Origin of the sequence: Clostridium sulfidigenes, from assembly GCF_052067195.1 — a bacterium.
Classification (GTDB): Bacteria; Bacillota; Clostridia; order Clostridiales; family Clostridiaceae; genus Clostridium_J; species Clostridium_J sulfidigenes.
On the sequence record NZ_JBQHQR010000004.1, the window covers coordinates 243,158 to 256,446 of the forward strand.

Below are 13,289 nucleotides of genomic sequence, written 5' to 3' on the forward strand. Positions count from 1 at the left end.
ATTCCTCATTTACTTTATTAATTTTTCTATTTCTAATTTAAGTTCCTCGGCTTTTTCGTCAGTCCTTACCAAGATAAAAATAGTATTATCTCCAGCTATTGTTCCTGCAATTCCTTCTAATTTAAAAGAGTCAATTGCTTCAGCTGCAACTTGAGCTGATGCTGTAATTGTTCTAACAACCAAAATTTTATCTACTTTTTCAACAGATATTGCTGTATTTGAAAATATGTATGCCAATGCACTAATAGTTGAGTTGTTATTTGTATTTACTTGTGCATACTTGTATCTTCCTGTATGAGATAAGGTTTTAATTAAGTTTAATTCCTTTATATCTCTAGATACAGTTGCCTGAGTTACATTTATATTTTTAGCTCTTAATCTATCAGCTAAATCTTCTTGAGTTTCAATATCTTCATTTTTTATTATATCCAATATTATACTATGGCGATTTTCTTTCATATATTTTCTCCTCACAATCCATAGATCTTGAAATTATTTTTGTTCTTAATATTTTAAAATAATCATAATCTTTAAATTGAACAATCTTACACTTATCTTCAATTGTTTCAATTATCATCTCATTGTATTTATCTGATTCTAATTCTAAATGCCCATCACAGGTTAAGAATACGTTATCTTCATTAGTATTTAATATTATTTTTATCTTATTATGAGGATCTAAAATAATCGTCTTTACTCCATTAGATATAGGACAAATAGGAGTTAAACTTATTAGCTCCATAGTTGGATAGATTATTGGCCCCCCTGCTGATAGAGAATAGGCCGTAGAGCCTGTAGGGGTAGATACTATTAACCCATCAGCTTTATAGCTACTATAAAAACTTCCATCTACAAATATATTATAAGTCAACATTCTGCTTAAAATCCCCTTGGTTATGACTATATCATTTAAAGCTACGTGGACATTTTCACCATCTTTTTTAGGAATAGTAACCTTTATCATCATTCTTTCCATGATTTTAAATTCATTATTTTTAAGTTTTTTAATAGCTTCACTAACTTCTGTTAGTTCTACACTAGTTAAAAACCCTAAATGGCCTATATTAACTCCCAGAATTGGTACTCCATATTTATATATCTTTCTTGCTGCTCTTAAGATAGTTCCATCCCCACCTAAGGTAACAAGTAAATCTAATTTTTTGTTTTCTTCTAGCTCCAATCCCTCAGCATCTTTAAATATATGTAATTCACTTTCAGGAAATTCTTCCTTTATTAGATCATGAACATAGTTTAGTATTGTATTCTTCTTATCTTTAGATGAATTGATGTTAATACCTATACTCTTCATATATCCTCCACAGTAAGTTTTTCATGAGCATTTTTTACAATGTTCCCTATACTATTGCTGTTAAAATTTCCAATTCTATTAAAATCTTTAGTAAAATTAATCAGATATTCTATATTTCCATTAGGACCCTTAATGCCTGAATAAGTTAAATTTAATATATTAATGTGACTCTCCTTCAAAAAAGTTACTACATTTAAAATAACCTCTTCATGGATTTTACTATCCTTTACTACCCCTTTTTTAGAAACTTTTCCTCTACCAGCTTCAAACTGAGGTTTTATAAGTGCTACCACTTCTCCCACGTCCTTCAAAAGTGGAATAACATTAGGTATTACTTTATCTAATGAAATGAAAGATACATCTATAGATGCAAAATCACAGGATTCACCAATTTGTTCCATTGTAAGATTTCTTACATTTGTGCTTTCCATAGAAACAACTCTTTTATCCCCTTTAAGTTTGTCTGCCAATTGATCTTTACCTACATCTATTGCATATACCTTAATGGCTCCACTAGTAAGCATACATTCTGTAAATCCTCCAGTAGATGCTCCTATATCTAAGCATTTAAGCCCTTTAAGATTTATATTAAAATCTTTAAGGGCTTTTTCTAATTTAAGTCCACCTCTACTTACATAGGGAATTACTTCCCCACGCATTTCAACTTCAGCAGTTTCTTCAACTTTTAGCCCGCATTTTCTTTCTTCTTTTCCATTGACATATATTTTTCCAGATAAAATATATTCTCTAGCTTTTTCACGAGAAATTGCTAATTGCTTTTTTACTACTAATAAATCTAATCTAACTCTTTCCTTTAACATGCTTACTCCTTAGTTAAAAATTCCTCTACACTACTACAAATTCCTTCTGGGTCTAATTTGTTAAGATTATATAATATATTAACATCTCCATGCTGTATAAATTTATCCTTAAATCCTAATGTTAAAATATTATTCTTAAGTAATCCTTCCCTATTTAAATACTCTAATATCTCACTTCCAAGGCCACCAGATATCATATTATCTTCTACAGTTACTAAATCATATCCTGACTGTACTAGTTCTTTTATTAATTCACTGTCTATAGGTTTTACAAAACAGCTATTTACTATTGTACAATCTATATTTTTCTCCTTTAACATTTCTTTAGCAATAATTACATTTTGAACCATTTTACCTACTGCTATTATTGCCACTTTTCCAGATTTATTACCTAAAACTTCCCACTTACCTTTTCTAAAGAAAGTCATAGGTGAAAGTTTAATATTAGATAAGTCTCCACCCCTTGGATATCTTATAGCTATAGGATAGTTTTGTGTAACTGCAAACTGTAGCATATACCTTAACTCTTCAGTACATTTAGGACTCATTATTGTCATATCTGGTATGTGAGTTAAGTAAGATAGATCAAATACCCCTTGGTGAGTTTCTCCATCTTGACCTACAATCCCCGCTCTATCTATAGCAATTACCACCGGCAATTTTTGTATTGCTACATCATGAATAACTTGATCATAGGCTCTTTGAAGGAAAGTAGAATACACTGCAAATACAGGCTTTAATCCTTGTGATGCCATACCTGCTGCCATGGTTACCGCATGTTGCTCTGCTATACCTACGTCAAAAAATCTCTTTGGGAATTCCTTAGAAAATCCCTCAAGTCCTGTTCCCTCTGGCATAGCTGCAGTTATAGCTACTAATTTTCTGTTTTTTTCTGCTAATTTTACCATAGTCTCACCAAAAATTTCTGAATAGGATTTGCTAGCCTTTGAAGGTTGCTGTCCATTTTCACAATTAAAAGGTCCTACTCCGTGAAATTTATCTGGGAACTCCTCTGCATACTCATAGCCTTTACCTTTTTTAGTTATTACATGAATAATTACTGGGCCTTCTACCTGTTGAGCTTTTTTTAGTACCTTACTCATTTCTTTAATATCATGGCCATCTATTGGTCCATAATATTTTAAACCCATATTTTCAAAAAGCATTCCAGGAACCATAAGTTGCTTTACAGAATCCTTCATCTTATTTATAGAATTAATCATACTTTTTCCTACCTTTGGTATCTTCTCCAAAGTAGCATTTACATCACTTTTAACTCTATTATAAGCATTTCCCATCCTTAAATCATTTAGATATGTGGATATTCCTCCAACATTTGGTGAAATAGACATTTGATTATCATTTAATACTACTATCATCTTAGTTTTATTATATCCTATATCATTTAAAGCCTCCATAGCCATTCCGCCAGTAAGGGCTCCATCTCCAATTACAGCTACAACATCATGTTTCTCATTTTTTATATCTCTAGCCCTTGCCATCCCTGCCGCTGCCGATATAGATGTACTACTATGTCCTGTATTGAACATATCATACTTACTTTCTTCTGTTTTGGGAAACCCACTAAGACCTTTATATTGTCTAAGGGTATCAAATTTTTCTTTACGTCCTGTTAATATTTTATGAACATAAGATTGATGTCCTACATCCCAAATTATCTTATCCTTGTTAAAATCAAATACGTTAAATAAACTCATAGTCAATTCAACTACACCTAAATTAGATGATAAGTGTCCTCCAGTCTTGGAGACTTGAGTGATCAGAAATTGACGTATTTCTTCTGCAAATTCTTCCAATTCATTTATTTTCATGTTTCTTATTTCATTAAAATCTTCATATCTATCTAAATACTTTGACATTTACCTTAACCTCGTTTTATAAAATATATTACTTTTGCAACTGCATATAATATATTATTACTATTTGTAATTGCGAATTTTTTTCCTATTGCTTTTCCACCAACAGTGGCTCCTGCTATCATTGCACTAATACCAGATGCTATTAATATTTCAGAACCATAAGGGTAAAGTTGCAATATTTTTGCTACTATTACTACACCTACAGCTCCACTTATAATACCACACACATCTCCTACCACGTCGTTACAAAAGTTTGAAACCTTACTTGCATTTCTTATCATCTTCACTGCTATTTTTGCTTCTTTTATCTTCTTTGCGGCCATGGCATGAAATGGAATTTCATTTGCTGCCGTAACCGCTGTACCTATCACATCAAAAATTACGCCTAAAAAAATAATCAACACTAATATGGTAAACGCTAAGGAAGCATTAACCCTTGGAAGTGTAGATTCTGATAAAAGTGAAGCAGTTCCACTAATAATTATAGTATAAATTGTAATTTTAGTTATCCATAATGCTTCTTTTGTATTTTTTTTCTTACATTCTTTGTTTTTGGCTTTTTTATTCCGCCTACTACTATCGCTTTCCAATTTTACCCTCCAAAAATAGATAAAGGTGGTAGCATACTAAGTAAAATTTGCGGCTTAGGTCTAGCAGGATTTCCCATAGAGTAATCAAGATGTCGCCATCTTGACGGTTTCCCTTTAATGCTCTATCTATAGTGTTTCCAACTACAGGGCTAGATTACCACTTAGTCCACACTGCAATCCTTAATATGCTTCACATGGAACAGTCTAGGAGATTTCCTCGACAGTTAGGTACTCTCTTATCCTCTTTTGCAACATGGGTTTTAGCAAGCAATAGCCCCATTACCCTGGCCGGGGTAACAAGATTTGTTCTCACCTCTACCCACCTCACTCAAGGCAGGCTACTCTGCACATAGCTCGTTTACCACAATGCAGGTTTAATCCAGTGCCGTACCGTGGGTATCTCTCCCAAAGCACAAACATTGGTCTCCACGATTGTAGGGTCGATGTCGCATGCCTTTGCGGTCGCCCCACAACCTTACTCCCAGCACAAGCCCACAACTGGGCGTTACAGGCCAGCACAAGGAACTTCATCGATGTGCCCTTCAACGGATTTTTAGCCCCGTCCTCAAAAGTACTTACCTGACTAGAATACTGCACCACCTCATTAAATTAATTATAGCATAACTATAATTAATTGACATTACTTTTTTTATTAACAGATTTCTTAGCTTCCTTGAAACTTACTAACAGAATTCTTAGTGTCAATTAATTTGATATTTAGAATTCGTTGTCCTTTAGCAGAAATCGTTATCCAGGGACGTACCAGCTCTTAACTCCCGATTTGAAAAAGATGGGAGTATTAGAGCTGGTAGTCATCGGATAAAGTTAAATGTGCTTAGAATCATTTGTTTTAGTAGATTAGTATTCTCTCTCCAACAAAAACTTAGTTATATCTTCTAGTTCTTTTGTATCTCTTTCTATGCTATTTAAAAGCTCATAACATTCTTGAGTTAAATTGTTACAAAACTCTTTACACTTATTAATTCCATACATTGTAATAAAATTCGCTTTATCATTTTCTCCATCACTTTGAGTTTTACCTAGTAATTTCGAATCTCCTTCAACATCTAAAATGTCATCTTTAATTTGGAATGCAAGACCTAGTTTTTCTCCAAAAGATTTAAGAGTTTCCAAATCTTTTTCTGGAGCCTCTCCCATTGTAGCCCCTGCAATAATAGAAGCTGATATTAGCTGACCTGTTTTATTCTTGTGCATCTCTAAAAGAATTTCTTCATTTATTTTTTGACCTTCACTTCTTATATCTATAATTTGACCCTTTATCATTCCATCTATACCTGATGACTTTGAAATAATCGCTGCTGCTCTAATTTTTTTCAATTCCCCACTTAGACATTGTGAAAACATAACATTCATAGCCTCATTTAGTAAACTATCTCCAGCTAAGGTAGCCATAGCTTCTCCATACACCTTATGATTTGTTGGTTTACCTCTTCTTAAATCATCATCATCCATACATGGAAGATCATCGTGTATTAATGAATAGGTGTGTATCATCTCCATAGATGCAGCAAAAGGAAGGATTTCATCTATAATATTATTATACATATTATAAGTACAAATCATAAGAATAGGTCTTATTCTTTTACCCCCAACCTTTAAGCTATATATTATAGGTTCTAACATGGAACTATCACCAACATCTTTAGTTTTAAAATAGTTTTCCATCCAACTTTCTATTTTTTCCTTATAGATATTAATATTCATATTTAATCCCTCACAAAATACAATTAATCTTCCTGATGAAAATCTTCTTCACCTTTATCTGTCAATATCTTTATTTTTCCTTCTGCTTCTTGAAGAGTCTTATATAAATCACTATAAAGCTTCATTCCCTCTTCATATTTACAAATAGCCTCATCTAAAGTAACTTCTCTATTTTCCATTTCAAGCAATATTTCCTCTAACTTGAGGACCTTACTCTCATAAGTTTCTTTTTTCTTAGCCATGTTATTCCTCCACCTGTTCTATTTTAAATAGTCCATGACCATCTTTCATAGTAATCCCTACAACTTCATACTTTTTCAATTTTTCTATAGATTCTATAGGCTGATTCTCTGGACTTTTTATAATGCTATACCCCTTATCTAATATGTTTAATGGGTTATTTCCAATTAATCTATGGCTTATAACCTTTAATCTATTTCTTTCCTCTTGAAGCCTTAACTCCATAGTAAACACTAGTTTACTTTTTAGATTATCTAACTTATCATATTGATTTACCACATAATTCTCAGGGCTATATAACAATAATCTATTAAGCATATTATTAAGAATATTAAATTTATCATTAATATTTTTACTTATAGCATATTTTATTTCTTCTCTTAATCCATTTAATTTTTCCTTAAAACCCTCTAAGCTGTATACTGCAATTTCAGCAGCATGGGAAGGAGTGGCTGCCCTTAAATCAGCTGTAAAGTCAGCTATTGTAAAATCTGTTTCGTGTCCTACTCCTGTAATAATAGGAATTTTAGAGGCTTTAATAGCCCTAGCTACCTCTTCCTCGTTAAAGGCCCATAACTCTTCGATTGAGCCACCACCTCTAGCTAAAAGTATCACATCTACATCCTCAATATTATTAAGAGCTTTTATACCAGCAGCTATATCTCTACTGGCATTGATCCCTTGAACTAAGGATGGATATATTAAAATATCAATGTTTGGGTTTCGTCTAGTTGCTACTTTAATTATATCCCTTACTGCTGCACCAGTAGGTGAAGTAATTACTCCTATTCTTCTTGGCATGGATGGAATTGCCTTTTTTAAATTATTATCAAAAAGTCCTTCTTTCTCTAACTTTTCTTTTAATAAATTAAATGCAATAAAGAGTTCTCCTTCCCCTTCTACCTCCATAGTGTTACAGTAAAGTTGGTAGGTTCCTTCTTTCTCATAGATAGATATATTCCCAGACACTACTACATTCATTCCATCCTTAGGTATAAATGTTAAATTCATGGCTCTTGTCTTGAACATTACACATTTAAGCTTTGTAAAATTATCCTTTAATGAAAAGTATATATGACCACTACTATGGATTTTTACATTAGATAATTCTCCTTTGATATTAGAATTTTTAAGGATAAAATCATTATCTATTACTTTCTTTATATAGCTATTTACTGCTGTCACTGTTAAAATTTTACTGTACATTTTTTAACCATGCCTCACAGGTATTCTTCATAAGCATAGTTGTTGTCATAGCGCCTACCCCACCAGGTACTGGAGTTACTAAACTAGCCACTTCTAATACTTCTTCAAAGTTTACATCGCCTTTGACCTTACCTTCCACCATAGTAGTTCCTACATCTATAACTATGGCTCCCTCTTTAACAAAATCTTTAGTTACAAAGCCAGGTTTTCCTATGGCAGAAACTAAAATATCTGCTTTTTTACAAACACTTTCTATATCTATAGTTTTTGAATGACATATAGTAATAGTAGCATTTTCTTTAAGAAGTAAAAAAGCTGCTGGCTTTCCAACTATGTTGCTTCGTCCAATTATTACTGCTTCTTTTCCCTTTATATCTACTTGAGATTTAATAAGTTCAAGAACACTCCTAGCTGTACATGGCATGAAAGAGTTTTTATCTTTATACATCTTTCCTAGATTAAAATCTGTAAGTCCATCTACATCCTTTTCTACATCAACAGCATCTAAAACTCTTTCTTCATTTAATGCTTTTGGAAGCGGTAATTGAATTATTATTCCATCAACAAAATTATCTTCATTTAACTCTTTAATTTCATTAATAAGCTTATCTTCAGAAATATTTTCTGAAAACATTTTTGTTTCATACAATATTCCTAGCTCCTCACTTACCTTTTTTTGTCCTCGAGTATATGAAATTGATCCTCCATCTTCACCAACAATTATTGATACTAGCCTTGGAGGTCTTTTTCCTTTTCCTACTCTGCTTGCAATTAATTCTTTAATTTCGCTTTTATGTTGAACTGCCAAGTCTTTTCCACTTAATTTTGTTCCCATAAATACACCTACTTTTTAATTAAATTATTTAACACCCCATTTATAAATGATGGTGCATTATCATCTCCATACCTCTTTGCAAGTTCTATAGCTTCATTAATAGTAACTTTGTTTGGAATATCTTCATCAAATAAGATTTCATAAGTTGCCATTTTCAGTATAGCTAAGTTCATCTTTGGTAATCTTTCTAATTTCCATTTTACTAGATACTTAGTAATAGTTTCATTAATTTGAGCTTCATTTTCAGATACTCCCTTTAATACTCTTATTACATATTCAAAGTCTATATCCTCTATTTTTTCCTCTGTATTTTCGCGAAAATTTTCAATAATGTCTACATAACTCTCCTTGTTAATTGACATTTCAAATATTAACCTAGTTGCTATCTCTCTACTTTTTCTTCTATTCATATATATACCTCCATAAAATATCTCTTGTTTGTTATTTTTCCTAATAAATTTTTTGTAACTATTTATAAATGAATTATCTATATAAAACCACTTAAATGGGAGTTTCTTATGTATAAGCTCCTTATATCATCTTATTAATATTATGTTTTTAAAATTGAAATTAAACTCCACATCATGACATGGATAAGTTAATTTTACACATGGAAACACCCTCTTCACTAGAGGGTGTTTAAAATTACTCTATTTCCTCTTCTTTGTTCATCTTAGGAAATATAATATTCTGCACGTTAATATTAACTAATGATACATTTAAACCTGTCATAGTTTCAACAGTGTTCTTAACATTTTTCTGCACCTTTAAACACATATCCGGTATCTTTATACCATACTCCACGGACATATGTAAATCTATTACTGCAGAATCGTTATCCATAGTTACTTTAACGCCCTTTGATATATTCTTTTTACCAGTGAGCTTTTTACTTATATCTTCTACTAATCCAGCACTCATACCTGCAACACCTTCTATTTCGGATGCTGCAAGACTAGCTATTACACCAATAACTTCGTCAGATATTCTTACTATACCAACTTCTTCCTCTGTAGGAACTTCATTTAATATATTTTCTTCCATAATTCACTACCCCCTTACCAGTGTGATTAATAATATTCATATTATATCAGATAACAATTTCTTTTACAAATTTTATAATAGAAATACTCATTATTTTTATATTACCCACTTTTATAAATATTACCCTATAAATATATTAAAAACAGCAGATTTTTACTCTACTGTTTTTAAAACAAAATATGTTTAGTTATTCAGCTACTTTTATTTCTATATCTTTTATATCAGCTTTACTCATAACTACATCTTTAATTTGTCTAACTTGTTGGTCTGAAAGCTCTCCTTCATGTTTAACTACCACTGTAGCCTTTTCCTTATCTAAAGTACAAAGAGCTTCTTCAAATCCTTGAGCTTTAAGCGCTAATTCAATTTTAACTTCTTTATCAGATTGAAGAGCTAAATTCTTATATTCATCAGCAGCCTTTGCCTTTTGATCTTGTGGAGTATTTTCATCATCTAATAAAACCTTTAAAGTTTGAAGAGTTTTAGTGGCATTGTTATCACGTTGTAATCTTGCTTCTGTAAAATAATTTGCATTAGTTGATGCACTAATTGTAGTTCCATCATTTCCCTTTGTATCACTTACATAAAGTGGTCCATTTACTTGAGTCGCTAAATAACCTGCAAATAAAATTAATACTACTAGTGAAGAAATAATTATAGTTTGTTTTTTATTCATTATAGTTCCCCCCGAATTTTTTATTTATATCACATTTATATGCTACTTTTTCATAGGATATACCTGTACTTTATCATCTGAAAGACCAAATAATTTAATTACAGCTTGACGTATCCTTAATTCTGTCACTGAATCCCCAGCTCCTTCAGCTACTACACAAATACCTGTAATGGTAGGATTATAAGTTTTTGTTATAAAGGGTTGTTGTTGATTTTCCTTATTTTCCATAACTACTGTACTCCCACCATTTTCTTGTGTTATCTCCCTTTGTCCCCCACCATTGTCCTTTTCACTAGTAACACTAGTTGAAGTTTCTTCATTAAATACTGGTACCTGTTCTTGTCCACTTTCAAAGTAAATCATAGAATGGACTTTACCTACACCTTCTATTTTCTCTAATAAACTAATTAATTCTTGTTGCATCTTCTCCTTATAAGCCTTATCTACAGCTGAAGATGTAGTATCTGTATTCTTTTGTATTTCATCACCACCTATTGCCACTACATTAGCAGTTCCACTGTCACTTCCCTTTGGACTATTGTCCTTTGTAAACATACTTCCTACTATTAATAATAAAACTCCAACTAAAAATACTATGGCTAAATTTGTTAATAGATTAGAATTTATCACCTTGGTCTTTTTACCACTTTCTCCTATAGTAGTTTTAGAATCTTTATCTTGCTGTTTGCTTTCACCTCCTTTTCCCTTAAAAATATCTTCAAATATTTTTTTAAGATTATTTGACACTTTTATCCCCCCAAACTTCTATATAAAATTTATGTTTAATTATTATTAAGTTTGTATACATATATATTTTCCTCATCTATATCGTAAGTAGAGCTAATAAAATTTCTAACCTCCATTGATTTTTTATCTGTTGAAGAATCTTGATTGTCTACTTGAACTGACTCATCACCGATTTGTACCTTTTTTACCCTTTCCACTGAACCATCATTAATTCCTATCTCAATTCTTTCAATAAGAAAAATGCTGTTTTCATTGTCATAAGCTGCATTTACCTTGGCACTATACCGATCTCCCTTAAAATTTTTCTCTAAATCAGCTACACATTGTTTTTCTAAATTGTTTTTAAACCTTTCTAATGTACTATTTATATTAGCCTGTCTATATTCTTCATAATTTCTCTCACCTTTATCATTGAATACTAAGTCTGCAGATTCTTCAATTATTTTGTTCACTTGTAGCTCTTCATTAAATATTTTTAAAATAGGACTTAATATAACTACAAAAACAATTAATCCAAGAACAAAATTACAATACTTTTTTAATGAATTATCTGGTAATATCATTTGTACTGCTGTAGAAAAAAATATTGCCACACATATGGTTATTATCCACTTTCCTAAAGCTTCTATCATTCCATCACCTACTTTTAACATAAATTAATCTAATATCTACATTAGAATAAATCCCTTACCTGTAGCAGCTATTATAGTAATCATTATAAAAAACATTACACTGACACATATAATGCAAGAACCAAGTAGCATCAAAGATCCTCCTGCAGCATCTATAATATTAGTTACTTTATTATCACTTACTGGTTGTAATAATGCAGAAGTTAGTTTATACATGAATCCCATAACAAAAATCTTTATTATAGGAAGTAAAATTATAGATATAAGAATTACTACCCCTAATAGACTAACTGAGTTTTTCAAAAGTAAGGTGTAGCTGGCTACTGTTGCAAAGGCATCAGATAAAGTTTTACCTACTACAGGTATAAAACTGTCCATGGCAAATTTAGCTGTTTTTGTGGTCACCACATCAAAACTATTTCCTACAATTCCCCTAATTGTTATAATACCAACGAAAATTGTTAGAAAAATACCTTGAACCCATAGAGCAAACTTTTTAAGTAAACTAGTCAAATTCTTAACGTTATATTCATTAGATATGTTATTTACAAAGTCTAGGACAAAACTCATACAAATTATAGGTATGATTATAGAAGAATAAAGCTTAGTTCCTAAGGTGCATACACCCATAATAATTGGGTCCATTACCACAGCTTGACTTACACTTCCTACACTTGCCAGTAACATTATAAGCACCGGCATTAGCGCTACCATAAAATCACTTATACTATTTATAACCTGTTGGGTTAATTCCACTCCTATATAAAATCCTCGAGCAATCAGTATAATCATCACTGAGAAGCAAGCAAAATATGCTACATTACACAACTTTTCATTGCTAAAGGCATTTTGAAGATTATTTAATAATGCACAGACTATAGCTATTATGATAAGTTGTCCTATTATTTTAAAAGATACTACTATTTCTTTAAATAAATATCCCAAAGCCATCTTTAATATTTCTTTTCTTTCTAAGGAGCCTTGTCCATCTTTCATATAACTTTGTACAAATTCCTTAGGCGACATATCCTTTAGTAATTCAGTTCCAGTATCCAGATTACTTATATAATCATATAGTCCATTTATTTTGCTCATTTGCTCATCATCTATATTTACTTCATCATTACCATAAGCTTTTATAGGAATTAAAAATATGATCATAACTATTAAAACAAATATACTTTTCTTCATATTTACACCTACATTATCTTTAATATTGTTTGCATTACAGCCATTAGTATTGGTATTGCAAGAGTAAGAATTAATATTTTACCAGCAAATTCAACCTTTGATGCAATACTACTCTCACCAGCATCCCTGCAAATTTCACTACAAAAGGATGATAAATATGCAATACCTAAAATTTTAAATACTGTATCCAAGTACACTATGTCTATATTAGCTTTATTAGATAAGGTTTGAAGGAAATTTACTATTATAGTTAGCTTGCTAACTAAAAACATAAATACTATTATGCCTGCTATTAAGCTAATTAAAAGTGCAATATCTGGTCTTTCCCTTTTTACCATTATCACAATAAGAAGAGTTATTAGTGCAAAGGATACTATTTTGATAATATCCATA

The 13,289-nt window shown here is 31.2% G+C and carries 16 protein-coding genes; all 16 read right to left on the reverse strand.

Translation table 11 applies throughout. From position 1 onward, the window contains the following. Window positions 1-9 precede the first annotated feature (9 nt). Entirely contained in the window at window positions 10-459 is a 450-nt protein-coding gene (locus tag ACTNBA_RS06725) for an arginine repressor (RefSeq protein WP_035129382.1), read from the reverse strand. Continuing rightward, entirely contained in the window at window positions 440-1,309 is an 870-nt protein-coding gene (locus tag ACTNBA_RS06730; protein WP_035129380.1) for an NAD(+)/NADH kinase, read from the reverse strand. The genes ACTNBA_RS06725 and ACTNBA_RS06730 overlap by 20 nt, the downstream gene beginning before the upstream one ends. Further along, window positions 1,306-2,130 carry a TlyA family RNA methyltransferase gene (locus ACTNBA_RS06735; protein ID WP_441073149.1) on the reverse strand — a complete coding sequence of 275 codons (825 nt, stop codon included), beginning with the start codon at window positions 2,128-2,130 and terminating at the stop codon, window positions 1,306-1,308. Before ACTNBA_RS06735 ends, ACTNBA_RS06730 begins: the two co-directional genes overlap by 4 nt. A 2-nt stretch (window positions 2,131-2,132) precedes the next feature. Beyond that, window positions 2,133-4,010, reverse strand: coding sequence for a 1-deoxy-D-xylulose-5-phosphate synthase (gene dxs, locus ACTNBA_RS06740; protein WP_441073150.1), 1,878 nt, complete (start codon window positions 4,008-4,010; stop codon window positions 2,133-2,135). A 5-nt stretch (window positions 4,011-4,015) separates the two neighbouring features. Further along, window positions 4,016-4,600, reverse strand: coding sequence for a hypothetical protein (locus ACTNBA_RS06745; RefSeq protein ID WP_346847954.1), 585 nt, complete (start codon window positions 4,598-4,600; stop codon window positions 4,016-4,018). Window positions 4,601-5,458: 858 nt separating this feature from the next. Further along, window positions 5,459-6,325, reverse strand: a complete 867-nt coding sequence (locus ACTNBA_RS06750; RefSeq protein ID WP_346878743.1) for a polyprenyl synthetase family protein — start codon at window positions 6,323-6,325, stop codon at window positions 5,459-5,461. Between the two features lie 23 nt (window positions 6,326-6,348). After that, window positions 6,349-6,567, reverse strand: a complete 219-nt coding sequence (xseB, locus tag ACTNBA_RS06755; RefSeq protein WP_035129370.1) for an exodeoxyribonuclease VII small subunit — start codon at window positions 6,565-6,567, stop codon at window positions 6,349-6,351. 1 nt (window position 6,568) lies between these two features. After that, on the reverse strand, window positions 6,569-7,771 hold the full coding sequence (xseA, locus tag ACTNBA_RS06760; protein ID WP_441073151.1) for an exodeoxyribonuclease VII large subunit: 1,203 nt from the start codon (window positions 7,769-7,771) through the stop codon (window positions 6,569-6,571). Further along, the gene (locus ACTNBA_RS06765) at window positions 7,761-8,606 is read right to left on the reverse strand and encodes a bifunctional 5,10-methylenetetrahydrofolate dehydrogenase/5,10-methenyltetrahydrofolate cyclohydrolase (RefSeq protein WP_441073152.1); all 846 of its coding nucleotides are present in this window, start codon (window positions 8,604-8,606) and stop codon (window positions 7,761-7,763) included. Before ACTNBA_RS06765 ends, xseA begins: the two co-directional genes overlap by 11 nt. An 8-nt stretch (window positions 8,607-8,614) precedes the next feature. After that, on the reverse strand, window positions 8,615-9,016 hold the full coding sequence (gene nusB, locus ACTNBA_RS06770; protein WP_346847950.1) for a transcription antitermination factor NusB: 402 nt from the start codon (window positions 9,014-9,016) through the stop codon (window positions 8,615-8,617). Between the two features lie 235 nt (window positions 9,017-9,251). After that, window positions 9,252-9,650 (reverse strand): Asp23/Gls24 family envelope stress response protein, encoded by a 399-nt coding sequence (locus ACTNBA_RS06775; RefSeq protein ID WP_035129363.1) that lies wholly within the window; start codon window positions 9,648-9,650, stop codon window positions 9,252-9,254. A gap of 187 nt (window positions 9,651-9,837) precedes the next feature. Further along, a complete protein-coding gene (locus tag ACTNBA_RS06780) occupies window positions 9,838-10,326 on the reverse strand; it encodes a SpoIIIAH-like family protein (protein WP_441073153.1) in 489 nt (162 codons plus the stop codon). A gap of 42 nt (window positions 10,327-10,368) precedes the next feature. Beyond that, entirely contained in the window at window positions 10,369-11,073 is a 705-nt protein-coding gene (spoIIIAG, locus tag ACTNBA_RS06785) for a stage III sporulation protein AG (protein WP_441073154.1), read from the reverse strand. A gap of 35 nt (window positions 11,074-11,108) precedes the next feature. Then, a complete protein-coding gene (gene spoIIIAF / locus ACTNBA_RS06790; protein WP_441073155.1) occupies window positions 11,109-11,726 on the reverse strand; it encodes a stage III sporulation protein AF in 618 nt (205 codons plus the stop codon). 15 nt (window positions 11,727-11,741) lie between these two features. Then, entirely contained in the window at window positions 11,742-12,896 is a 1,155-nt protein-coding gene (gene spoIIIAE, locus ACTNBA_RS06795) for a stage III sporulation protein AE (protein ID WP_150844940.1), read from the reverse strand. Window positions 12,897-12,904: 8 nt separating this feature from the next. Next, window positions 12,905-13,288 carry a stage III sporulation protein AD gene (gene spoIIIAD / locus ACTNBA_RS06800; RefSeq protein WP_035129356.1) on the reverse strand — a complete coding sequence of 128 codons (384 nt, stop codon included), beginning with the start codon at window positions 13,286-13,288 and terminating at the stop codon, window positions 12,905-12,907. Window position 13,289: the final 1 nt, after the last annotated feature.